General features: G+C 49.5%; 20 protein-coding genes. All 20 read left to right on the forward strand.

What is annotated here, in order from left to right:
• Window positions 1-29: 29 nt before the first annotated feature.
• The 20 genes from fsa to rfbG all read left to right on the forward strand — a co-directional run bounded on the left by fsa (window position 30) and on the right by rfbG (window position 23,491).
• Window positions 30-686: a fructose-6-phosphate aldolase gene (gene fsa / locus DXB70_RS02045; RefSeq protein WP_118672607.1), complete on the forward strand. Its 657-nt coding sequence runs from the start codon at window positions 30-32 to the stop codon at window positions 684-686.
• A 26-nt stretch (window positions 687-712) separates the two neighbouring features.
• Entirely contained in the window at window positions 713-1,573 is an 861-nt protein-coding gene (locus tag DXB70_RS02050; RefSeq protein WP_118522174.1) for a sugar phosphate isomerase/epimerase family protein, read from the forward strand.
• Between the two features lie 46 nt (window positions 1,574-1,619).
• Window positions 1,620-2,753, forward strand: a complete 1,134-nt coding sequence (locus tag DXB70_RS02055; RefSeq protein WP_118522173.1) for a Gfo/Idh/MocA family oxidoreductase — start codon at window positions 1,620-1,622, stop codon at window positions 2,751-2,753.
• 19 nt (window positions 2,754-2,772) lie between these two features.
• Window positions 2,773-3,825: an alcohol dehydrogenase catalytic domain-containing protein gene (locus DXB70_RS02060; RefSeq protein ID WP_118629161.1), complete on the forward strand. Its 1,053-nt coding sequence runs from the start codon at window positions 2,773-2,775 to the stop codon at window positions 3,823-3,825.
• A 97-nt stretch (window positions 3,826-3,922) separates the two neighbouring features.
• Complete coding sequence (locus tag DXB70_RS02065) at window positions 3,923-5,032, forward strand: D-TA family PLP-dependent enzyme (protein WP_118629163.1); 1,110 nt, start codon at window positions 3,923-3,925, stop codon at window positions 5,030-5,032.
• A 21-nt stretch (window positions 5,033-5,053) separates the two neighbouring features.
• A complete protein-coding gene (locus tag DXB70_RS02070) occupies window positions 5,054-5,824 on the forward strand; it encodes an aspartate dehydrogenase domain-containing protein (RefSeq protein WP_118522170.1) in 771 nt (256 codons plus the stop codon).
• 16 nt (window positions 5,825-5,840) lie between these two features.
• Window positions 5,841-6,698 carry a transketolase gene (locus DXB70_RS02075; RefSeq protein ID WP_118522169.1) on the forward strand — a complete coding sequence of 286 codons (858 nt, stop codon included), beginning with the start codon at window positions 5,841-5,843 and terminating at the stop codon, window positions 6,696-6,698.
• A gap of 2 nt (window positions 6,699-6,700) precedes the next feature.
• Window positions 6,701-7,648: a transketolase C-terminal domain-containing protein gene (locus DXB70_RS02080; protein ID WP_118522168.1), complete on the forward strand. Its 948-nt coding sequence runs from the start codon at window positions 6,701-6,703 to the stop codon at window positions 7,646-7,648.
• Window positions 7,649-7,691: 43 nt separating this feature from the next.
• Window positions 7,692-9,125, forward strand: a complete 1,434-nt coding sequence (locus DXB70_RS02085) for an aldehyde dehydrogenase family protein (protein WP_182427282.1) — start codon at window positions 7,692-7,694, stop codon at window positions 9,123-9,125.
• Between the two features lie 24 nt (window positions 9,126-9,149).
• Window positions 9,150-10,214, forward strand: a complete 1,065-nt coding sequence (locus DXB70_RS02090; protein WP_118522166.1) for a glutamate cyclase domain-containing protein — start codon at window positions 9,150-9,152, stop codon at window positions 10,212-10,214.
• A 320-nt stretch (window positions 10,215-10,534) separates the two neighbouring features.
• Window positions 10,535-11,242, forward strand: coding sequence for a nucleotidyltransferase family protein (locus DXB70_RS02095; RefSeq protein WP_118522165.1), 708 nt, complete (start codon window positions 10,535-10,537; stop codon window positions 11,240-11,242).
• The gene (locus DXB70_RS02100) at window positions 11,236-12,306 is read left to right on the forward strand and encodes a GHMP kinase (protein WP_118522164.1); all 1,071 of its coding nucleotides are present in this window, start codon (window positions 11,236-11,238) and stop codon (window positions 12,304-12,306) included. Before DXB70_RS02095 ends, DXB70_RS02100 begins: the two co-directional genes overlap by 7 nt.
• Window positions 12,299-12,916 (forward strand): HAD family hydrolase, encoded by a 618-nt coding sequence (locus DXB70_RS02105; protein WP_118672560.1) that lies wholly within the window; start codon window positions 12,299-12,301, stop codon window positions 12,914-12,916. Before DXB70_RS02100 ends, DXB70_RS02105 begins: the two co-directional genes overlap by 8 nt.
• Window positions 12,917-12,975: 59 nt before the next feature.
• Complete coding sequence (locus DXB70_RS02110; RefSeq protein WP_118672561.1) at window positions 12,976-15,837, forward strand: hypothetical protein; 2,862 nt, start codon at window positions 12,976-12,978, stop codon at window positions 15,835-15,837.
• Between the two features lie 34 nt (window positions 15,838-15,871).
• Complete coding sequence (locus DXB70_RS02115; RefSeq protein ID WP_118672562.1) at window positions 15,872-16,507, forward strand: SIS domain-containing protein; 636 nt, start codon at window positions 15,872-15,874, stop codon at window positions 16,505-16,507.
• Between the two features lie 78 nt (window positions 16,508-16,585).
• A complete protein-coding gene (locus DXB70_RS02120; protein WP_118672563.1) occupies window positions 16,586-18,775 on the forward strand; it encodes a hypothetical protein in 2,190 nt (729 codons plus the stop codon).
• A gap of 16 nt (window positions 18,776-18,791) precedes the next feature.
• Complete coding sequence (locus tag DXB70_RS02125) at window positions 18,792-19,727, forward strand: glycosyltransferase family 2 protein (RefSeq protein WP_118672564.1); 936 nt, start codon at window positions 18,792-18,794, stop codon at window positions 19,725-19,727.
• Complete coding sequence (locus DXB70_RS02130) at window positions 19,724-21,187, forward strand: hypothetical protein (protein WP_118672565.1); 1,464 nt, start codon at window positions 19,724-19,726, stop codon at window positions 21,185-21,187. Before DXB70_RS02125 ends, DXB70_RS02130 begins: the two co-directional genes overlap by 4 nt.
• A gap of 26 nt (window positions 21,188-21,213) precedes the next feature.
• Window positions 21,214-21,987, forward strand: a complete 774-nt coding sequence (gene rfbF / locus DXB70_RS02135) for a glucose-1-phosphate cytidylyltransferase (RefSeq protein WP_022360069.1) — start codon at window positions 21,214-21,216, stop codon at window positions 21,985-21,987.
• Window positions 21,988-22,375: 388 nt separating this feature from the next.
• Entirely contained in the window at window positions 22,376-23,491 is a 1,116-nt protein-coding gene (rfbG, locus tag DXB70_RS02140; protein ID WP_117796322.1) for a CDP-glucose 4,6-dehydratase, read from the forward strand.
• Window positions 23,492-23,515 lie beyond the last annotated feature (24 nt).

Consider the following 23,515-nt stretch of genomic DNA (forward strand, 5'->3'; position numbering starts at 1 on the left):
AAATGGAAGAAGAAACGGAGAGATGGGACATGGATTTATTTATCGATACAGCAAAAGTAGAGGAGATACGGGAAGCAAATGACAAGGGAATTATCTGTGGGGTTACGACTAATCCGTCCCTGATAGCAAAAGAAGGACGAGATTTTAATGAAGTAATTCGTGAGATTGTTTCGATTGTAGATGGTCCGATCAGTGGTGAAGTAAAAGCAACCACAACGCAGGCAGCAGAAATGGTTAAAGAAGGCCGGGCGATAGCAGCGATTCATCCGAATATGGTCGTAAAAATTCCGATGACAGGAGAGGGATTAAAAGCGGTGAAGACGTTAGCGGCAGAAGGCATCAAGACGAACGTGACGCTTGTGTTTACTGCGAATCAGGCGCTTCTGGCGGCAAAAGCGGGGGCAACTTATGTATCTCCGTTCTTAGGACGCTTGGATGATATTTCGGAGCACGGAACGGAACTGATCCGGACGATTGCAGAAATGTTTAAAAATTATCCGGAAATACGCACCAGAATCATTGCGGCAAGCATCCGTAACCCGATTCATGTGACAGAATGCGCGCTGGCAGGCGCGGACATTGCAACTGTACCGTATGGTGTGCTGAAGCAGATGCTGGCACATCCGCTGACAGATGCAGGAATTATCAAATTTCAGAAAGATTATCAGGCTGTGTTTGGAGAGTAAAAGCAGCGGATGGAAAGGAGAGAAATATGATTACATATGCAGCAAATATAGAACCGCTTTTTCCGGGAAAGGATATTTATGAGAAAATTCCGCTGATTCGTAAAGCAGGGATTTCCGGAATTGAGTTCTGGAGCTGGGCAGACCGTGATGTGAAGCGGATTCGTGAACTATGCGAAGATCAGGGAGTAAAGGTGACTGCTTTCAGTGGTCAGCAGGATTATTCTCTTTGCGACGGAAGGAAACGCAGCGAGTATATTGAGTGGGTAAAACGTTCCATCGAAACGGCTCATTATCTGGAGTGTGATTCCCTGATTGCATTCTCCAATCATTTTGAAAATGGGAAAAGCTCAGATTTGAGAAATATATACAGCTGGCAGGAGGAAGTTGCCAATATCAAGGAAACACTGGGACTGCTGGCACCGATTCTCAAAAAAGAAGGCATTACACTTCTGCTGGAGCCGCTCCATAACCATGGAGCGGATGGCGGAATGGCCATTACGGATACAAGCCAGGGAGCAGAGATTGTAAGAACCGTAAATTCCCCGAAGATCCGTCTGCTGTGCGACTTCTTCCATATGCAGCTGATGCATGGAGATTTACTTGAAAATGTAATTCGGAATCTGGATATTGTACCGTATGTACATATTGCAGATGCACCGGACCGCCATGAACCGGGAACCGGGGAGATTAATTATAGTTATCTGATGAATGAACTGAGGGAAAGAGGTTTTCAGGGAACTGCGTGTCTTGAATTTTTCCCAGAGAAAAATACATTTGCAGCGGTTGAGCAGGCAATGAAAATTTGTGGATTTGAATATGCGGGAGAAGAGAAGCACGGAGCACCGGCATGGGGATCCGGCAGGAAAAAACCGATGAAAAAGAGCTGATCTTAATGCTCTGAAAATATAAATGAAAGAAAGAGAGGATGAGAACATGAAACAGGTTCAGTATGGAATGGTAGGTGGCGATCTGAAAGCACTGATTGGTGAAGTGCATCGTAAGGGACTGGCGTTTGATCCGAGAGCAGAGCTGGTGTGCGGATGTTTTTCAGCGATTGATGAGCTGAACGTAGAATGCGCGGATTATTATAACGTGGACAAATCGCGAATCTATTTCGATTACAAAAAAATGGCAGAGGCAGAGGCCGGTAAAATTGATTTTGTGGCAATTTGTACGCCGAATTTTGTGCATTATGAAATTGCAAAGTGCTTTCTGGAGCATGGAATCGGCGTTATGTGCGAAAAACCGCTGTGCTTTGAAGTGGCAGAAGCAGAGGAACTGGCTGCATTGGCAAAAGAGAAAGACCTTCTTTTTGCAGTGAACTACTGCTATTCGGGTTATCCGATGGTAAAGGTAATGAAAGAAATGGTAGCGAGAGGCGAACTGGGAGATATCGTTTCTATCAATGCAGAGTACACGGCGGGCTGTTTCTTAAATGTGCTTCATGAAGATTCCCAGATTAACAGTAAGATCTGGCGTTCGGATCCGAAACTTTCCGGCATTTCCAACACCTGTGCGGATGACGGTACCCACATTGAACATCTGGTTCATTATGTTACAGGACTGAAAATTAAAAAAGTAGCAGCTACGGTTGACCGTTTTGGAAAAAAATTGGATTTCAATGACAATATTCTGGTGGAATATGAGAATGGTGTCCATGGTTCCTATTGGTTCTGCCAGGTGGCATGTGGTAAATCTAATGAAATGGTATTCCGTGTATATGGAACAAAGGGGGGCTTAGAGTGGCAGCAGATTCGCCCGGATGAGGTTATCTTCCATAAATATGGAGAGGCAACACAGGTTTTGACACGTGGAGGTAGTTATTTCTCAGATGAAGAAAAACGTCATTTCCGTCTCCCGTTCGGACATCCGGAAGGATACTACGTTGCGGAAGCTAATATTTATAAAAATATTATCAATTATCTGATCAAACGTAAAAATGGTGAACCGCTTACAGCGGACGATCTGGACTTCCCGGATGTTGAAACTGGTGTATCGGGCGTTAAATTCGTTCATGCAGTTATGAAGAGCGGCGACAATGATTCGAAATGGGTAGAAGTAGAATAAGAAAAGGAGGCAGGAGCATATGCAGTCAATTATCTATAAAGGACCTGGAAAATTTGCGATTGAAGATAGACCGAAACCAATCATCAAAAAAGCAGATGATGTGATGATCAAAGTGCTGGGAGTGTGTATCTGTGGTACAGATATTAACATTTTTGCAACTCCGCAGAAACATCCGTCCCGTCCGGGAATTATCTTTGGACATGAATTTTGCGGACAGGTTGTAGAGGTAGGAGAAGCGGTTACAAGCTTAAAACCGGGCGATAAAGTAATCGTAGACCCGCATGGACCGTGTGGTTACTGTGATGCCTGCCGTGCCGGACTTCCGGAAATGTGTAAGAATCTGTATCTGGATGAGCCGGGACTGGAAGGCCAGGCGAATGCGATGGGCGTATTTAAGGATGGCGGATTAACCAGCTATACACTGGTTCCGGAAAAGTTTGCGTATAAAATCGCAGCTGATACACCGGCAGAACTGATGGCGCTGGCAGAGCCGCTGGCATGCTGTGGATATTCCCTTGAAAAGCTGAATATCCATGTGGGAGATACCGTCTGCATCCTGGGTGGCGGTCCGATTGGACAGCTTTATCTGGCACTGGCGAAGGCAAGCGGAGCAAGAAAGATTATTCTTTCTGAGCCGATCGAGTACCGCAGAAATAAGGCGCTGGAATTAGGTGCAACCAGAGTTGTGGATCCGAATGTTGAGGATATCAAACAGGTGTGCATGGAAGAAACAAACGGTGAAGGTGTCGATCATTGTATTGAAGCGGTTGCCGCAATGTTGATGGATTGTATCGACTGTGTACGCCCGAGAGGAAAAGTGCTTCAGTGCGGACATGATGAGACTGCATTAGCTCCGATCAAGGTTGGAGAGGTTCTGAAAAAAGAAGTAGAAATTCATGGCGTATTCCTTGGAAAATATTACATGGAAAAGACAGCCCGTATCATCGAAAGCGGTGTGCTTCCGCTGGAAAAGATTGTAACACATACATTCCCGCTGTCCCGTTACGGCGAGGCACTTGATCTGGCACGCAGCGGTCAGTGCATTAAAGTTTGTGTCATTCCAGAAGAATAAGAAATAAAGAAAAATGGGCAGAGAGGCTGGAACAGCTGCCTCTCTGCCAAAATGAAAATACTTAAAAAAATAGGCGTTCAGAGCAGGAGTGATGAATATGAAATTGGAAAATTATCATGTAAAGGGTGAAGAAAAGATTGTAAGCCCGGCGTTGATTTATTATAGAGATGCGATTGTGAAGAATACACAGAGAACCATTGAACTGGCGGGGGGAGCAAACCGGCTCTGGTATCATGTAAAAACACATAAAACCAGAGAACTGGTTAAGATGCAGATGGAGATGGGATTTACACATTTTATGTGCGCTACTATTTCCGAGGCAGAGATGGCAGCGTCGGTAGGGGCAGAAAATGTATTGGTTGCCTATGCGCTGGTAGGACCGAATATCGAACGGTTTATTGACCTGACGCTCGGAATGCCGGGTACCCAGTTCTGGGCGCTTGGAGATGACTACGATACGCTTCTTCAACTTTCGGCAGCGGCGAGGGAAAAAGGTATTACAATTCCGGTTCTTCTGGATGTCAATGTGGGACAGGATCGGACAGGAGTTTTGCTGTCTGAAACAGCCGATTATTATGAGAGATGCAGTCGTCTGCCGAATCTTCAGATGCGTGGACTTCACTGTTATGACGGACATAACCATCAGGTGGATGTGGAAGAACGACAGAAAGCGGTAGATGAGATGGATCGGAAGATTGAAGAGGTCCGTCAAGATATTCTCGGACGCGGAATTGTCTGCGATACAGTGATTGTAGGCGGAACACCGTCATTTCCGTGCCATGCAAAGGTAAGCGATTATTTCCTTTCTCCGGGAACTTCCTTTGTCATGGATGCCAGATACGGAAAAGATGCCCCGGATTTGAAGCTCTGGGAAGCGGGAGCGATTATGACGCGGGTTGTCAGTCATCCGGCATCAAATACATTTACACTGGATCTGGGAAGCAAAGGAATTTCCTGTGACCAGCCGGTTCGGGGCGAACTGGTAGGAGTGGCGGCGAAAGCAATGTTCCAGAGTGAGGAACACTGGCTCTGGAAGATGGAGGAAGGCCATGAGGCGGAACGCCCTCAGATTGGCGACATTTTATATGTGATACCAAGCCATATTTGCCCGACTACGGTTTTATATCCATCGATTCTTGTGGCAGAAAACGGAAAGATTGTAGATGAATGGGAGACGGTAGCAAGGGTTAGAATGTTGACGTATTAGGCAGAGTGGGAGGAAATTGTTATGAAGACGATAGGACTGATAGGATTTGGCCTGATTGGCCGGTATATAAAAGAACGTTTAGGTGAGCTTGGCGATGTGAAGCTTGGGTTCATATATGATATGAACCCAGAGGCGACAGCCAGTCTTCCGCCAGAACTTGTGATCAGTACACCGGAGCAGCTGGTAGAAAAAATGAAGGAGCTTTCCGTGGATCTGGTAGTAGAAGCAGCTACTTATCAGGCGGTACAGCAGCTTGCACCGTTAATTCTGCCATATGCGGATATGATGACATTTTCATCCTGTGCATTTGCAGAAGAAAAGTTTGAAAAACTGGCGAAGCACCTCTGCAGTGAATGGGGAAGAAAGATCTATATTCCGCATGGCGCTGTGCTTGGATATGATGGCATTTTTGACGGTAGGGAAGTACTGGAAGAGGTATGCATCACAACAACAAAAAAACCGGCGAATCTGGGGAGCAGCGTAACAGAGAAAACAGTTCTTTTTGAAGGAAGCACCAGAGAAGCTTGTAAGAAGTTCCCGCGCAATGTAAATGTGCATGCTGGAATTGCGATTGCGGGGCTTGGATTTGACAAGACGCGCTCCAGAATTGTGGCGGATCCGGATGTAAAGGGAAATACCCATAAAATCGAAGTGACCGCAGATGGAGTTCAGTTTGATATTGAAGTATGCAGCATTCCGAAAGGACTGGTGACAGGGGCATATACACCATTATCTGCTTTTTTTACATTGAAACGTGTGATAGGCGGAGAGAACGGATTGACAATTTCGTAAAAAGGAGGAGAAGGATATGGCAGATAAACAGGAAGTAAGACGCCTGGAAGAAATGGCGTACCAGCTTCGGACTAAACTCTGCAAGCTTTGTGGCAGTTATCAGGGAAACATTCATATGGGCGGGGATATGTCGATGGCAGATATTCTGACCTGTCTGTTCCACCATACAATGAAGATTGATCCGAATAATATCCGGATGCCGGAGCGGGATCGGTTTATTTTGAGCAAAGGACATGGCGCGGTATGTATGTACATAACCATGGCGCTGCGTGGATTTTTTGACTATGACGAGATAGTAAGGACGTACGGAAAACTGGATAGTGCATATGGACAGCATCCGTGTAAAGTGCGTCTTCCAGGCGTAGAGGCGTCAACCGGTTCCCTGGGGCACGGACTGGCTATCTGTGTCGGAATGGCAGCCCATGCGCGTTATAAAGGAGAAAAACACCGGGTATTCTGCATGATGGGAGACGGAGAAACCTGCGAAGGTTCTGTTTGGGAGGCAGCAATTAATGGTCACGCACAGGAACTTGGAAACTTGATAGCGATTGTGGATCGGAACCGTCAGCTGATGACCAGCTTTAGTGAAGACTCAGTAAAGTTGGAGCCATATGCAGACAAATGGAGAGCTTTTGGCTGGAATGTAGTAGAGATCGATGGAAATGATATGAACGCAGTTGTGGATGCACTGGATCAATTACCGGCACCGGATAGCAAGGTACCGACGGTAATTGTGGCAAACACAGTAAAAGGTCATGGAGTTTCCTTTATGGAAAAACAGATTAAGTGGCATTGTGGAAGCCTGAATGAAGAAGATTTAAAACGGGCACTGGCGGATCTGGATGCAGGGCTTGCCCGGGAAATGGAGGGATAGTTATGCAGGAATCGTATACACTGGAAAAATTCAATTCTGGGCGGACGGTAGTTGGAGATGCGATTACAGAATTGGCAAAAACAGATGACCGTATCTGGCTTCTGACACCGGATATTGGCTGGGGGTGTGCAGATTTTAAGGCAGCTTATTCGGGCAGATTTATCGATACGGGAATTGCAGAGCAGTGTGTAGTGGGAGTTTCTGCCGGTCTGGCACTGGAAGGAAGCATTCCGTTTATTATCGGTATGATGCCGTTTATGAGTATGCGGGATCTGGAACAGGTCCGCACGGATCTGTGTTATCAGAATCTCCCGGTTCGTATTATTGCAAATTACTCGGGGTTGACAGGTAACGGCGGTTCTACCCATTATGCAATGGAAGATATGGCATTATTTTCATCTCTGGTAAATATGACAGTGTGCGCACCGGCTGATCCGGAGCAGCTCCGTCAGATAATTTTAAAGAGCGTGGATTGGGCAGGACCGATGGCAATCCGCATGGATCCGGGCAAAAACAATGCGGTTTTATATCCGGAAGATGCTCAGTTTGAAATCGGAAAGGCATATACCGCATGCGAGGGCTCGGATATTACCATTATTGCCTGTGGAGAGATGGTAGCAGAAGCGATCAAGATTTCAAAGGAATTAAAAAAAGAGGGAATCAGTGTCCGTGTGCTGGATATGTTTACAGTGAAACCGCTGGATCGGGAAGCGGTTATCAGGGCAGCAGAGGAAACAGGAAGAATTATCACTTGGGAGGATCATTTGATGAACAATGGTCTGAGCAGTGCAGTCAGCGATGTGCTTACGGATAACTGTATCGCACTTGAATCCTTTAAGCGTTTTGGAATCCCGCAGGTATATCCGGGGTTTGGAGATGCAAAGGAACTTTATAAAAAGTATGGTTATGACAAAGAGAGCGTCCAGAATTATATTCGCAGCCTCTTTTAAGCGGTCATGATTTTGTTTCATGAGGGAAGGAGTGGGGAAACAGATGTTTAAACAGTATATTGGTGGAGAACTGGTGGAAGGAAAGGGGACAATGCTCCGCGTTATGAACCCGGCAAACGGCACCGATTTCGAATCGTTTAAGGCAGCTACCGGGGCACAGGCAGAAGAAGCGCTGGAGGCGGCTAAAAAAGCATTTTCGACATGGTCCTGGACGCCGCTGGATGAGCGTGTGGAATGGCTGAGAAAGTATACGAAAGAACTTTTGTCAGAGCGGGAATACATTGTAGATTTGTTATCACAGGAATCCGGCAAACCATATGCGGAAGCATGCTATGATTTTGATTGGGGGATTTCCAGTCTTCGGTTTTTCGCAGAAGAGATCCGCAGGGTGACAGGTACTACGTTTTCAGATAACGCAGGCCGCCGGGGAAATTTCTATCATCTGGTGGATCGCCGCCCGCTTGGCGTTGTGGTAGGACATCTTGCATGGAATTATCCACTTGGAAATGCAGCGCTTAAAATTGGGCCGACAATCGCTTCTGGCTGCTGCTGCGTTTTAAAACCATCCAGCCAGACACCGCTGGCAACCCTTTATCTGGGGGAGATTCTGCATCGGATCGGGCTTCCAGCTGGCGTGGTGAATATTATTTCAGGTCCGGCGGGAGAACTTGGAGATGTATTGAATAAGAGCCGGATTCCGAAAATGATTACCTTAATCGGTTCGACGGAAACAGGCCGCCAGGTTATGGCGCAAGGCTCGTCTTCAGTTAAAACATATTCACTTGAGCTGGGAGGCAATGCACCGGCGATTTTGATGGAAGATGCAGATGTGGATCTGGCAGCGGATCTGATTGTAAAAAGCCAGGTGTGCAATACCGGACAGACCTGTATCGGTTATAACCGTATTTATGTACATGAAAAACGTTATGAGGAGTTCTGCCAGAAAGTATTGGATCGCCTGAAAAAAGTAACGATTGGAGCGGGACGTGACGACGGGGAAATGGTCATGGGACCGATGATCAGTTTCCGCGAGCGGGATCGGGTACTGGATTTAATCGCAGATGCAAAAGCGCGCGGCGCAAAGGTACTTTGTGGCGGAGATGTTCCTGCAGGCTTTGAAAAGGGCGCTTATATCAGTCCGACAGTCGTAGCAGATGTGAATGAGGATATGAAGATATCCAGAGAAGAAATTTTTGGACCGGTTATTTCAGTACGCCCGTATACAGATTTTGAGGATGTATTGAAAAAAGCGAATGATACGGAAGCCGGACTGACTTCTTATTTATTCGGACATGATGCAAGGGCGATTGCCAGAGCATATGAAGTTTTGGAATTTGGAGAATTGTATGTAAATGGATTTAGTACCGGACCGATGCTTCCGCATTGCGGGGTTCGTGAATCCGGCGTCGGATGCGACGCTTCCGGTTGGGGTCTTGAGGAGTATTTCAGTCTGAAGAGATTGAGTATGCATCCATAAATAACAAAAGAAGGAGGAGAGAAAATGCGCAAATTAATTTCAGATGTCGGTCTTGCAAATGTAGCAGAGTCAATCGACCGGCTGATGAATGTGGATATTGGTGCGCGTGGTACGGCACAGGTGCTGTTTGATGCAGCCAGAGAGCTTTTAAATGGAAAGCCTATGACGCTGGCGGCGGTAGAATTAATGCAAAAGTCGATTAAGCCCGGCGATTATGTGTTTATCACAACCGGATGGGCGGATCAGCCAGCCAATATCCCGACGAAGAGTGAGACGGATGGACCGCCAGGTACGGCGGCTCTTGCAAGAGCTATCCGCTTGACATTAAAAGGTCTGCCGATTGTCATTACAGATGATTATCTGGTAGAAGATATGAAGAAGGTTATGTCAAGCTGTGGTTTTTCAATTACAGAGCCGGAAAAACTTTCAACATCTCTTTCGGATGAATTGGGATTTGAAATGGTTCCTACGATTGCGGTAATTGGTATGCCGATTGATCAGGAAGCCTGCCGGGTTCGTTCCGAAGAACTGCTGGAGCACTATAAACCATCCCTTTGTCTGGCGATTGAACGTGGAGGTATGAATAAGCATGGCAGGATCCACGGAATGGGAGGCTTTGACTTCTCTGCCAGCCAGGCGAAGATGGATTATCTCTTTACCGGCGCCGGTGAACGCGGGATCGCGACAATCGGTATCGGCGATGGCGGTAATGAGATTGGCATGGCAAATATTGAAAAAACAGTGCGAGAAAAGGTAAAGAACGGAAATATGTGTAAATGCCCGTGTCATTCCGGCATTGCACTGGATGTAGCAAAGGTGGATGTTCTGCTTTCGGCGGCTATCTCAAACTGGGCTGGTTATGGAATTGCCTGCCTGCTTGGACTGGCAGAAGGAAATCTGGACGCCATGTGCAGCGAGGAGATAGAAAAGAGAGTGCTGGACAGCTGCTGGCGCGTTGAATTCCATGATTCGATTGGTTCCAGAGTTGCACCGAGCGTAGACGGATGCCCGGAACCGGTACATCTGGCAATTATACGTCTCTTTAGGGAGATTGTTACAATGGGAATCAAGAGATTCCCGGCAGAATAGAACGAATCACATTGCAACTAAATATGATCAATCCCCATTGATACAAACAAAAATGCAGTCGGTTTCCCCAAACCGGCTGTATTTTTTGTTATATAGAGAGGATAAGGTTAAAAAGGTGTTCTGGCGGTAGAAATCGCGAGTAAACTGTGGTAGAATATATAAGTTAAACTGGGTTTACCAGCTGTTGACGAACGGCTTAGATACCAGAAGTGAAAACAAGGAATAATCTAGTCGGAATGCGATCAAAATTAAACGTTAAAGTTTAAGAATAGAAGTAGAGATAATTAAACGAAAAACAACAGACAGAAAGGAAGTACAGTATGCAGGCAATCATTCTGGCTGGCGGACTGGGGACGCGGCTTCGCAGTGTGGTAAGCGACCGTCCGAAACCGATGGCGCTGGTTGAGGGTAAGCCGTTTCTGGAGTATGTGCTTCAGGGGCTGAAAAAGAGCGGAATTGACGATATTATTTTTGCCGTTGGTTATAAGGGCGGCATGGTGGAAGAATATTTTGGAGACGGAGCGCGGTTTGGCATCCGGGCGCGGTATGCGTATGAGGAAGAGCTGCTCGGCACGGCGGGCGCGATCAAGAATGCCGGGAAATATGTGACGGACGAGCAGTTTTTTGTCCTGAACGGCGATACATTTTATCAGATGGATTTTGGCGATTTGAGCCGGATTCAGCAGGAAAAAAATCTGGAGATGGCGCTGGTTCTGCGTGGCGTGCCGGATATTTCCCGCTATGGGGCGGCACGCCTGACCGACGGGCTGCTGACCGCTTTTAATGAGAAAAACGGCAATACCGGGGCGGGCACGATCAACGGCGGTGTGTACCTGATGAAGCGGGCGCTGCTGGATGAGATTCCGGAGGGAAAAGTTTCGCTGGAAAATGAGTGTATCCCCAGGTGGATGCAGGAGGGAAGACGTCTCGGCGGCATCGTAAATGACGGCTATTTTATTGATATCGGTGTGCCGGAGGATTATTTCCGGTTTCAGGAGGACGTAAGAAAAGGAGACATTACATGGTAATCAGAGGAAGAGCGCCGCTGCGCGTGAGCTTTGGCGGCGGCGGTACGGATGTAGAACCATTCTGTGTAGAACAGGGCGGTGCCATTATCGGAAGTACCATCAATAAATATGCATATTGTTCGATCATTCCGAGAGATGATGACCAGATCACGGTTCATTCCCTGGATTTTGATATGACAGTCAAGTACAATGCGAAGGAAAATTACGTCTGCGATGGACGGCTGGATCTTGTCACGGCAGCGCTGCGGGCGATGGATATTAAGCAGGGCTGTGAGGTTTATTTACAGTGCGATGCTCCGGCTGGTTCGGGACTTGGAACCTCCTCGACCGTCATGGTAAGTCTTCTGACTGCGATGGCGCGCTGGAAAGGAATCACGCTGGATAATTATGCGATGGCGGATCTGGCTTACGGCGTGGAGCGGATCGATCTGGGAATTTCCGGCGGTTATCAGGATCAGTATGCGGCGACCTTCGGCGGCTTTAACTTTATTGAATTTCACGGACGCAACAACGTCGTGGTAAACCCGCTCCGCATCCGCCGCGATATTATCAATGAGCTGCAGTATAACCTGTTGTTATGCTACACGGGCAATATCCATGTATCCGCGAATATTATCAAGGATCAGGTAAGCAACTATAAGAAACCGGACGCATTTCAGGCGATGTGTGAGGTAAAGGCGCTTTCCTATGCGATGAAGGACGAGCTTTTAAAGGGAAATCTCCACAATTTCGGCCGCCTTCTGGACTACGGCTGGGAGAGCAAGAAGCGGATGAGCAGCAAGATCACGAATCCACAGATTGATATGCTCTATGACGAGGCGAAAAAAGCGGGCGCTCTCGGCGGAAAGCTTCTGGGCGCTGGCGGAGGCGGCTTCCTTCTTGTGTACTGCCCATACAACGTCAAACATCAGGTGGCGCACCGTCTGGAAGCGGCAGGCGGACAGCTGATGGACTGGAATTTCGAACTGCGCGGCGCACAGAGCTGGATCTGCGATGAAGACCGCTGGGACTACCGCGATATTCAGGTGCAGATGCCGGATAAGGAGTATACATTCCATGTGTAAAAATAACTGTAAAGTAGTATTCCTTGACCGTGATGGCACGATGAACGTGGAGGTCAATTATCTTCACCGAAAAGAAGATTTGAAGCTGATTGACGGCACCGCAGAGGCAGTCCGTCTCCTGAACGAGGCCGGATATAAGGTGATCGTCATTACCAACCAGGCGGGCGTGGCGAGGGGTTACTATACCGAGGCGGATGTAAAAATCCTTCATGATTATATGAATGAGGTGCTGGGGCGTGACGGAGCACACGTAGATGCGTTCTACTATTGCCCGCACCACCCGGAGCATGGGATTGGACTTTATAAGAAAAAATGCCATTGCCGCAAGCCGGAGACAGGAATGTTTGAGATGGCAGAGCGCGATCTGCCGGGGGGCATTGATAAAGCACATTCCTATATGATCGGGGACAAGCGCATCGACGCGCAGGCAGGAAAAAACTTCGGCGTGACCGGAGTCCTTGTAGGAACCGGCTATGGGGCAAAAGAACATGCGGAAGATATGGCGGCTGGACTTATAAAAGAGGACGGAAGCTGCCCGGTGGGCGGTTATGACGCGTATGCCGATACGCTGCTGGATGCGGTGCGCGGGATTTTAGACGGGCGTATATAGAATGCTGCTCACAAAAAGATTCCGGGAGTACATAAACTAGAAAGAGAGGAACCATCGACATGCAGAATCAGAGAAAAAACGGACGACCAGACGCAGCCGTGCGCATGGCTGGTCTTTTTCTGGTGCTGTTCTGCGTGGCGGCGGTTCTGATTCCGGCGAAAACGCTGTTTACGGGAAATGGTTTTTTCGCAGATTACATTCATTTCACGGAATCGAAGCGGATGTATGTGGAGATTGCGATTCTGGCAGTCTTGATCTTTGGGGGGCTGGCGCTTTTGAAGCGCGGACGCAGCCGGATGTACTGGCTGACGGCGGTTGTGCTGGTGTTTTCCTGGATTCATGTGGTATTTCTGCCGATGGTGGTGTCGGCGGTGTATCTGATTAGCCTGTTGGCGATCGGGAGGTTTTTTAGAAAACAGGTGTTTTTCAGGGGAAGGGTCTGGGAGCGGCCTTATTTTTCTTTTTATATGGACTTCCTTTTTGGAACCTCCTTTGCAATCGTTGTGTATTGTCTGCTTTCTGCCCTTGGCGTTGGAAAAATCGCCTGGATGCGCCTGATCGTCTATGCCCTGGGAGCGGCGGCGCTGGGATTTGATTTTTCCTCGATTTCCCACCAGTGCATCATGGGATGGCAGAAGCTTTCCTGGATGCTGGATGGCAGGGACAAGGTGTCGGTTCAGGTGATTGAGACAGGGAAACAGGCGTTACTGTTCACAGGTAGGCACTTTTGGACCCGAAAGTGCCGTAAGAAAACGTGGTGGCAGCAGGCATTTGCCGTATTTAAATGCGAAGCCACGACAAATTCCGTTACTGGGCACGTATGCGTGAACAGTAACAAACAGGCGTTACTGTTCACAGGTAGGCACTTTTGGACCCGAAAGTGCCGTAAGAAAACGTGGTGGCAGCAGGCATTTGCCGTATTTAAATGCGAAGCCACGACAAATTCCGTTACTGGGCACGTATGCGTGAACAGTAACAAACAGGCGTTACTGTTCACAGGTAGGCACTTTTGGACCCGAAAGTGCCGTAAGAAAACGTGGTGGCAGCAGGCATTTGCCGTATTTAAATGCGAAGCCACGGCAAATTCCGTTACTGGGCATGTATGCGTGAACAGTAACAAACCGACTGGCAGCGGGGCATCGCGGGAAATACCGCGCCGGGTGCGCCGGGCATGGACGCTGGCGGCTGGCTGGTGCGTTTTGATGTTTTTGATTCAGGTAGGACGCCTGAATATCGCACTCGATTTTGATACACTCTGGTATGGCGTTCGCTCCCAGTATATCGTGGCAGGCGGAACCGGGCTTTATGAGAATCCGGGGCTGGTCGGCATGGTCTATGTGTATTCGAAGGGCTTTGAGGTGCTGACCCTGCCGCTCTGCGATCTGGCGAGTCACAGCTACCTGACGTTCTTTAACCTCTGGTTGGCAGTCCTGGGAATTGGGGCGATGGTCTGGAATGCGAAACTGCTGACGAGTAATCGAAAGCAGGAGACAGGGAAGAAACTAACGTATCGCAGCGTCTTGCCGGGAATTATGGCAGCTGTTTTGACCATCTCGGTGCCGGGCATTATGAATATGGCGCTCACAGCCAAGGCGGATTTGATTACGTGGCTGCTGCAGCTTATTATGCTGGGGAGCTTTTTTCAGTATATTCAAGTGTATGAAAATCGTTGGATGATCCTCTCCGGAGCAGCCGGCTCCTATTTCCTGTCCCTCACGATGAAGCCGACCTCCCTGGTCTTTTCCACTGCCGTATTTGGCATGATGGGGCTGTACCTTCTGTGGTTCTGGTTCCATGAGCGCGGGGCGGTGGCTGACCTATTTCACCATATGGTCCGCCTGATTGGCTCATTATGCCTGCCGTTTGGGGCATTGGCCGGTATCTGGGCGCGGACGATGAAGATCACGGGAATGCCGGTTACTTCGGTATTTACTTCGATTTTTGCATTGTTTGGTTTTAAAATGAAATATCCATTTGCCACCTCTGAGCTGCCGCAGAATTATCAGGAGGAATCAACGCTTCATGTGCTGGCGCGGCGCATCTGGCAGATGCTGATGCAGCCGCAGGGCGAAGATATGGGGCATGTGATTCTGGCGTGGGGAACCTCGCTGATGGCGGTACTGATTGTGATGCTGGTGCTTTATGGGATTTTGTCCAAAAAGGGAGAGGAGCAATCCCGTATCTGGAACGCGGCATTGGTGATTTTTGTTCCATTTGTGATCGTCAGTCTGATCAGCCTGTCGATGCTTTACCAGATCGACGGAAATTATTTTATGCTTCTGTATTCTATGCTGATTCTGGGGGCATGCCGGGCGATGGCGTATTTTAAGAAAATCGGCTTTTATCCGCTCGCGTCGAAGTGCCTGGCACCGCTGCTGGTATTAAATCTGATTGTCACGGCGATCAGCAGCTGGGCGTGGACGGCTGGATTTTCGGAGATGCATCTTCTGAATAAAGGGCGTGTCAACCACCGGGCGCAGGAACAGGCGCGGATGGAGGAAAAGGGAAACACGCTGATCTGGCAGGAGGTGTCGCAGGATCCGGAAAACCGGGTGATCGCATTTGGAACGCATCCGTACTGTTTGCAGTTCCCGTGCAATGTGGAGTCGTATAAGGATATTACATCGCCGTGGGGCAACGTCGAACTCGTCAACTCGCCGGAGGCGTTTGAAACCTATATGGCGTATGCGAAGACAGATTATGTCTACGCAGAAGCAGGTTATCTGGGACCGGGAAGCTGGGAGTGGAGTCTGGATCTTCTGCGGGAACTGATCCGCAGAGGCAGTTTGACCGATCTGTTTTTTGAAAATGGAAATATGCTTGCGCGGGTATCCGACACAGAGGTGCCGGAGGAAGAAGCGCAGAACAATCTGGAAATGTTTGAGCGGGAGTATTTATTTTACGATGCAGAAGCTCAATAGACATCGAAAAACCTGACAGGAGGAAATAGAAATCATGAAGGAATACGAGTACCTAGACGAGCTGATCAGCCGCTATCCGGTTCTTGCACCGGTAAAAGCGGATATTCGCACTGCGTATGAGACGTTGAAAGAGTGCTATGAGCGCGGCGGAAAGCTTCTGATTGCCGGAAATGGCGGAAGCTGTGCGGATTCGGAACACATCGTGGGCGAGCTGATGAAGGGGTTTGTGAAGAAACGCCCGGTTTCGGCGGAGATAGAGGCGGCGCTTAAAACGGTAGACCCGCAGATGGGGGCGGAACTTTCTGAAAGACTGCAGCAGGGACTTCCGGCGATCGCGCTGACCGGCCATGCAGGACTGACCACCGCATTTATGAATGATGTGGATGGCAGCATGACTTACGCGGAACAGGTGCTTGGATATGGAAAAGAGGGGGATGTGTTCCTCGGAATCTCAACATCGGGCAATTCGAAAAATGTCCTGTATGCAGCCGTGACGGCAAAGGCAAAGGGGCTTAAGGTTATCGGGCTTCTGGGACGCGACGGCGGGCGGATCCGTGGATACTGCGACACTGCGATTGTCGTGCCGGAGCAGGAGACATTTAAGATTCAGGAGCTGCATCTTCCAGTGTACCATGCACTGTGCCTGATGCTGGAAGAATATTTCTTTTAAGATATATTTTGTTTCATGGAAAGGAAGTAATGATTCAGCAGGTTCATGAAGAAAACTGGATGATTACGAGGGAAAAGTATGTTATTTGGAAACAGGCCGGCGGACAAAACGGCAAAATGGAGAGTCAGTACCCGCAGCTTTGCAGTGCTGCTTGCCTATACGCTTTTTATCTGGTGGCTGGAAGTGCTGGATCTTCTGGCATGGCTTTTACATGTACCACAGGGAACAGCTTTGTCGCGGGCGGCAGCGCTGGTTTTATGCGGTGCTGTCATGGCGGCAATTGGAAGATTTGAACGGGACCATGCGGGAGTGAGTCCGCTTTTTATAGCGGGAAGTTTGTTTATCCTGGCTTTTTTTTCGGTCAAGGGATTTGCCCCGGATCAGAGCTATGACACGCAGAACTATCACCTGCTGTCGCAGATTCCCGGATTTGTGGACAACCTTCATTATCATGTGATACCGGGGCGGTTCCAGATGTTCGGTTTCCGGCTGGGCGACCGGATGTTTTATCCATTCCGGGCGCTTTTAGGGCTTCGGATGGGGACATTGTTAAACGCACTGGCGATGCTTGTGATTTATCGGCAGGTAACGGTGTTCCTGAGCATGGAGGCAGACCGGCTGGAAAGAAAATGCAGCTGGTCGAAGCATCTTGCGCCGGTACTGGCATTTCTGATTGTCAGCCGCCTGGAGTTGATTCAGGAGAGCGGCAGTTACATGGTCGAGCTTCTGGCGCTGCCGTTTCTTCTGGAAATGGTATTTCTGCTTCTGCGCGGGCTGGATGAGGCGAAGCGGGAGCGCGAGGCGGTTTTATTCTGCCTGTTTGGCGGAATCCTGTTCTGTCTCAAGATGACGAATATCGTGTATCTGGTGCCGCTGGTGCTTCTGTATCTGTGGAAAATCCGGAAGTATCTGACGCCGAAGCTGTTTCTGGGGTGTCTGGTGACGGGGATGATTCCCGTCAGCGTGTACCTGATTTACAATGGGATAGCGATGAAAAATCCGGTTTATCCTTATTATAACAGCCTGTTTCATTCGCCGTATTTTGGGGAAACGGACTTTAAGGACCCGAGATGGGGACCCAGCAATATAAAAGAGTTTCTTTTGTGGGCATATTCGATGATCCGGCATCCAGATTACCGCCTGAGTGAGATACCGGCGAAATACAACCTGGATCTGGCGCTGATGTATCTGGGAGCGGCGGGAGCCGGGCTCGGCTGGATTTGGAAGAGGGTCAGCAGCAGGACGGGAACCTTATTTCTGCTGTATGCCGCGTCTTTTATTCTCTGGGCGGCAACGACGGGACACAGCCGCTATTTTATGGGCGGAATCTTATTTGCCGGAATGCTTTGCGGGTGTCTGGTGCTGCAGGGAATGGCTTCCATTTCTCCCAGGCTGACAGGCGGCGTTGTATTTGCAATTATGTTTATAGTTGTTTACGCCGGGCGCGCTTACGATGCTTATACCTGTGTCTGGAACGGCGGGGAATGGGCGATGCGGGCGGTGAGCCGTGAGAGTATCCGCAGCAACCTGCCTTACGTATTTCACGATCATCAGCTGTTTACACCGGAAGAACGTTCCAAGATTGACCGCATTTTCCTGACCTGGTCGGATGTGGGAAGCTATGCGCGGCTTGCGGGCGAAGATGTGCCGGTCTGGAACCGGTATTCGATCGTCAATGAGCTGTCGGAGCAGAAAGACGCCTATATCGATGAAATCGAGGTGGCGATGGAGGCAGGTGAGGGCGTCTATGACATGATCCCGCAGGGACTTGAGACGTTGGAAAGCTATCTGGAATGGATGAATGAGGCGGGATGGTACGTGCATGATATGGAGTATCAGGAAACAATCCTGCAGGGCAGCCAGTCCTTTACACTGGCAGGGCTTGAGATGGCGCATGGACGCGAAAACTGCTGGTACCGCACACAGGAGATTTTCATGGATGCACAGGAACCGGAAAAAGAAGTACCAGAATGGCGCTGGGAGAATACCAGCGGGGACGATCATCCGACTATCCGGGCGGTTCTGTGTGATCCGGACTACTGGGTGCTGAAGCAGCCATTTGAAGTGGAAATCATCGCCTCGGATGGGACAAACAGCCGGACGGCTGCTGTGATCCAGGCGGGACAGAAGGAATATGAACCGATGGAAGTACAGCTTGATCTGACAGGGCTTCAGAGAGAGATAAAATTGGAATTGGTAAGTACAGCTGAGACAAAACGGGCTGTTGTGATCAATCCGGAATGGTCCGCCAAAACGGTGGAAGAGTGAAAACGGGAGGAGAAAAATGGACAAGATAGCGGTATTAATTCCGTGTTATAATGAAGGCCAGACGATTGCCAAGGTGGTCAAGGACTACCGCGAGGCATTGCCGGAGGCAACGATCTATGTATATGACAATAATTCATCGGATCACACGGATGAGATTGCCAGGGAGGCAGGCGCGGTTGTGCGCTATGAATACCAGCAGGGCAAGGGAAATGTCATCCGCAGCATGTTCCGCGACATTGACGCGGAGTGCTATGTCATGACGGACGGCGATGACACCTACCCGGCGGAGGACGCGAGAAAGCTGGCGGACCAGATTTTACAGGGAAAAGCAGATATGGTCATCGGCGACCGCCTTTCTTCGACGTATTTTACCGAAAATAAGCGTCCGTTCCACAATACTGGAAACCGTCTGGTGCGTGGGCTTATCAACCTGATTTTCAAGAGCAATATCAAGGATATTATGACCGGTGCGCGCGCGTTTAACTATGAATTTGTCAAGAGCTTCCCGATTCTTTCGACCGGATTTGAGATTGAGACGGAGATGAGCATTCATGCGCTGGACAAGAACTTTAAGCTGGTGGAGATCCCGGTTGGATACCGTGACCGCCCGGAGGGGAGTGTGTCAAAGTTAAATACATTTTCGGATGGATTTAAGGTGCTACGCACGATCGCGAGACTCTTCCGGGATTACAAGCCGTTTGCGTTTTTTGGATGGCTGGGGCTCATTTGTTTTGCGATTGCAACGGCATTTTTCGCGCCAGTGCTTGGCGGCTATCTGGCAACCGGCATGGTGCCGAAGTTCCCGACCCTGATCGCGTGTTCCGGGCTCTATGTGATTTCGTTCCTGTTGTGGATCAGTGGTGTGATTCTGGAGGTTATTACGAAGAAACACCGTCAGTTATTTGAACTTTACTTGAACCAGCTGAGCATTTTAAAGAGGAGAAACGGATGAAACGCCGTGTATTTTTAGGGCTTCCGGTTATTTTGGGGATTTTATTTTATATCTGGTATATATTTCATGCCTCAGACAATGTGGCGTATTCGGATTATATCCGGCTGATCAATTCATATCTGCCGGATGTGACAAATCCGGCGAAATTCTTTGTACCGGATATCCTGACGCGCGTTCCGATCACGTATCTGGGACGCATCATCAATGTGAAGCTATTTGCCTACAATACGTATTTTGATATGATTCTGGGTGTTTTGAGCCTGGGGGCGGGCGCGGCGGTGCTGGCGCTCTACGCAGAGCGGAACCGCTCGGTCGGCTATCTTTCCTTCCTGTTGATTCAGTTTGTATATTTCAGTCTGAATAAATGGGAAATGATGACGAACGGGACCGGCTGGGTCTGCACTCTGTCGATCTCCGGATTTTTATTCCATTTTGCAGTCCTCGACCATGCAGCGGCGACCCGGTGCCGGAATATGTCTGACCGGGTGCTTCTGGTAATTCTGCCGATCCTGCTGGTCGTGCTGGTGGCAGGACCGTACAGCGGCGGCTATGCGGTGATTCTGGTGCTGGCATACGGCGCACTGTGGCTGGCGGATGGGCGCGGGGGTGCTGAAACAAGCAGCCGCTCCTGGAGCCGAAAGTGCCGGAGAACCTGGTGCATCGGGGCATTGACAACGGTTCTTGCGATGGTATTATATCTTTGGAGCAATTCACAGGCAGTTTACGTGCACCGTGGAGCAGTGACTGATGTTTCAATCGCTCAGGAATTTGCCGCCCAGCCGCTCTTTTTCCTGCGGTTTCTGCTGAAAGCGGTGGCATCGTCGGTGATCGGCGTGGCGCAGATTCAGGAGCTGGAGGCAGGAAGCCCCTGGTTTGTCCGGCTGCATCTGGTGTATCTGCTGGGGCTGGCAGTGTTTGTTTCGTATCTGCTGGCACTGTATCTGAATGTGCGGTTTCAGCTTTATAAAAAGACTATTTTTCCGCTTCTGCTGGTTCTCAGCGGCGGCTGTAACCATCTGCTGGTGCTGGCGGCGCGGTGGATTTTCCTGAAGGACGAGTACGGGATGTCCTCGCGGTACGAGATACAGTATCAGATGGGAATTGTAGGAATTCTGCTTACGTTTGCATTCGTCTGGAGTATGTGCCGGGAAAAGGCGCAGGAAACAGAGGCAGATAAGGCGAAAACACGCGTGCCGGAGAAACGGGCGGCCCGCACACTTTTAAAGGTCTGTATGCTGGCATTTACCGTGCTGACGGTCTTTGGAAATGCATGGACAACCCGGGCAGAAATCCGGACAGCGCCGTACCGGAAAGCATATTTACAGGTATCAAGGGAGCTGGGACTGAATTACCGGACGGCGAGCGATGAGGATCTGGAGACCTACCTGCATAACGACCCGGATGCAGTGCGGGATGCGATGAGAATTTTGGAAGAAAACCATTTGAATATATTTCGATAAAAACGATGGACAGAAGGAGAAGTGCAATGAAAGTTGTAATATTAGCGGGTGGATTCGGTACACGAATCAGCGAGGAAAGCCATTTAAAACCAAAGCCAATGATCGAGATCGGAGAACAGCCGATTCTCTGGCATATCATGAAGCACTATTCCCAGTATGGATTCAATGATTTTGTGATCTGCCTGGGCTACAAACAGTATGTAGTAAAAGAGTATTTTGCTGATTATTTCCTGCATACGTCGGATGTGACCTTCGATCTGGCGAAGAACGAGATGCAGGTGCATAACAATTATTCCGAGCCGTGGCGCGTGACGCTGGTCGATACCGGACTGCACACGATGACGGGCGGTCGTATCAAACGTATCCGCGATTACATTGGGGATGAGACGTTCATGCTGACCTACGGCGACGGCGTTTCCAACGTGGATCTGGACGCGCTGGTGGCATTCCACAAGCAGCACGGCAAGATCGCGACCCTGACCGGCGTCAACATCGGACAGCGTTTCGGTGTCATGGATGTGGACAGCGACGGACACATCCGCGAGTTCCGTGAGAAGAACGATGATGACGGCAAGATCGTCAACGGCGGCTTCATGGTACTCGAACCGGGCGTCTTTGACTATATCGAGGGCGATGATACCGTCTTTGAGAAAGCGCCGTTGGAGCAGCTTGCCAAGGACGGACAGCTGATGGTATACCGCCACGACGGTTTCTGGAAATGTATGGATACCCAGCGTGACAAGATGCAGCTGGAACAGATGTGGCAGGAAGGCAATGCGCCCTGGAAGCTGTGGAAATAATATGTTACTGTACACGCATACGTGCCCAGTAACGGAATTTGCCGTGGCTTCGCATTTAAATACGGCAAATTCCTGCTGCCACCACGTTTTCTTACGGCACTTTCGGTTCCAAAAGTGCCTACCCGTGAACAGTAACAATAATATACTGTAAGGGAAAATTTAAGGAATATACACAAATCCTGTAAGAAAGTATGGTATAATGTGAACACTTGACGAGGTATTTTCGAGTCTAGTGAGAACATATACCTGACCACTTAATGAGGTGTTTCACGAATTTAGTGGTCATGGTATAATGAGCGCAGAAGAAAAGAATGCGGCTGCGAAGCAGACATATTCTTTTCTTGCGCCATTAACGAAGGATCACGAAATAATTAAAAAGAGGAAAACCATGGAACTTCTTGATTTTTATAAAGGAAAACGGGTCCTTGTGACCGGTGACACAGGCTTTAAGGGAAGCTGGCTGGTCCGCATCCTACATCTGGCGGGGGCGGAGGTGACCGGCTATGCGCTGAAAGCGCCGACCGAGCCGTCGATGTTTGAGATCCTGCATCTGGGGGAGACGATTCACCATGTGGATGGGGATGTGCGCGATTTCGCCCATTTAAAACAGGTGTTTGATGAGACGAAGCCAGAGATTGTACTCCATCTGGCAGCGCAGCCGATCGTGCGCGAGTCGTACCGGGATCCGGTCGGCACGTATGCGGCGAATGTCATGGGTACGGTTCATGTGCTGGAATGCGCCAGACAGTGTGAATCCGTCCGCTCTCTCGTCAATGTGACGACGGACAAGGTTTATGAAAATAAGGAATGGGAGTACGGTTACCGCGAAAATGACCCGCTGGACGGCTACGATCCGTATTCCAATAGCAAATCCTGTTCGGAGCTGGTGACACACAGCTATAAGCAGTCGTTCTTCACGGACGGCCGCTGCGCCGTCTCAACCTGTCGTGCTGGCAATGTGATCGGCGGCGGTGATTTTGCGGCGGACCGGATCGTGCCGGACTGCGTGCGCGCAGCGGAAAAGAAAGAGCCGATCATCGTGCGGAATCCGCATTCGACGCGCCCGTTCCAGCATGTGTTAGAGCCGCTGTTTTTGTATCTGACGGTGGCAAAGGCGCAGTGGGAAAATGCGGAGCTGGCGGGCTGCTATAACGTCGGACCGGATGACTGTGACTGCGTCAATACAGGACGTCTGGCGGATCTGTTCTGTGAAACATGGGGCGGCGGGATGCATTGGATCAACCGCTATGATGGAGGTCCGCATGAGGCGAATTTTCTGAAACTGGATTGTTCCAAAGTGAAAAAGGTATTTGGCTGGAAGCCGCACTTCCATGTAGAAGAGGCGATGGCTGCGACGGTGGAATGGTCGAAGAAGTGGCTTGCCGGAGCGGATATGCGCGAGGTGACGGATGAGCAGATCCGGGCGTATGCGGCTCGGTTTGAAGAAAAACAGATAGATGCAGGCGGCTGCACGAAAGGTGTGTCTGGCAGCAGGCAGATCTGATACGGCTGCGGCAGAGAACGGTAG

The organism is Clostridium sp. OM05-5BH, assembly GCF_003481505.1.
Classification (GTDB): domain Bacteria; phylum Bacillota; class Clostridia; order Lachnospirales; family Lachnospiraceae; genus Otoolea; species Otoolea fessa.

What these genes read in the sequence shown, in the direction of transcription:
- fsa (WP_118672607.1), top strand. Translation starts at nt 30, where the DNA reads ATGGATTTATTTATCGATACAGCAAAAGTAGAGGAGATACGGGAAGCA.
- DXB70_RS02050 (WP_118522174.1), top strand. Translation starts at nt 713, where the DNA reads ATGATTACATATGCAGCAAATATAGAACCGCTTTTTCCGGGAAAGGAT.
- DXB70_RS02055 (WP_118522173.1), top strand. Translation starts at nt 1,620, where the DNA reads ATGAAACAGGTTCAGTATGGAATGGTAGGTGGCGATCTGAAAGCACTG.
- DXB70_RS02060 (WP_118629161.1), top strand. Translation starts at nt 2,773, where the DNA reads ATGCAGTCAATTATCTATAAAGGACCTGGAAAATTTGCGATTGAAGAT.
- DXB70_RS02065 (WP_118629163.1), top strand. Translation starts at nt 3,923, where the DNA reads ATGAAATTGGAAAATTATCATGTAAAGGGTGAAGAAAAGATTGTAAGC.
- DXB70_RS02070 (WP_118522170.1), top strand. Translation starts at nt 5,054, where the DNA reads ATGAAGACGATAGGACTGATAGGATTTGGCCTGATTGGCCGGTATATA.
- DXB70_RS02075 (WP_118522169.1), top strand. Translation starts at nt 5,841, where the DNA reads ATGGCAGATAAACAGGAAGTAAGACGCCTGGAAGAAATGGCGTACCAG.
- DXB70_RS02080 (WP_118522168.1), top strand. Translation starts at nt 6,701, where the DNA reads ATGCAGGAATCGTATACACTGGAAAAATTCAATTCTGGGCGGACGGTA.
- DXB70_RS02085 (WP_182427282.1), top strand. Translation starts at nt 7,692, where the DNA reads ATGTTTAAACAGTATATTGGTGGAGAACTGGTGGAAGGAAAGGGGACA.
- DXB70_RS02090 (WP_118522166.1), top strand. Translation starts at nt 9,150, where the DNA reads ATGCGCAAATTAATTTCAGATGTCGGTCTTGCAAATGTAGCAGAGTCA.
- DXB70_RS02095 (WP_118522165.1), top strand. Translation starts at nt 10,535, where the DNA reads ATGCAGGCAATCATTCTGGCTGGCGGACTGGGGACGCGGCTTCGCAGT.
- DXB70_RS02100 (WP_118522164.1), top strand. Translation starts at nt 11,236, where the DNA reads ATGGTAATCAGAGGAAGAGCGCCGCTGCGCGTGAGCTTTGGCGGCGGC.
- DXB70_RS02105 (WP_118672560.1), top strand. Translation starts at nt 12,299, where the DNA reads ATGTGTAAAAATAACTGTAAAGTAGTATTCCTTGACCGTGATGGCACG.
- DXB70_RS02110 (WP_118672561.1), top strand. Translation starts at nt 12,976, where the DNA reads ATGCAGAATCAGAGAAAAAACGGACGACCAGACGCAGCCGTGCGCATG.
- DXB70_RS02115 (WP_118672562.1), top strand. Translation starts at nt 15,872, where the DNA reads ATGAAGGAATACGAGTACCTAGACGAGCTGATCAGCCGCTATCCGGTT.
- DXB70_RS02120 (WP_118672563.1), top strand. Translation starts at nt 16,586, where the DNA reads ATGTTATTTGGAAACAGGCCGGCGGACAAAACGGCAAAATGGAGAGTC.
- DXB70_RS02125 (WP_118672564.1), top strand. Translation starts at nt 18,792, where the DNA reads ATGGACAAGATAGCGGTATTAATTCCGTGTTATAATGAAGGCCAGACG.
- DXB70_RS02130 (WP_118672565.1), top strand. Translation starts at nt 19,724, where the DNA reads ATGAAACGCCGTGTATTTTTAGGGCTTCCGGTTATTTTGGGGATTTTA.
- rfbF (WP_022360069.1), top strand. Translation starts at nt 21,214, where the DNA reads ATGAAAGTTGTAATATTAGCGGGTGGATTCGGTACACGAATCAGCGAG.
- rfbG (WP_117796322.1), top strand. Translation starts at nt 22,376, where the DNA reads ATGGAACTTCTTGATTTTTATAAAGGAAAACGGGTCCTTGTGACCGGT.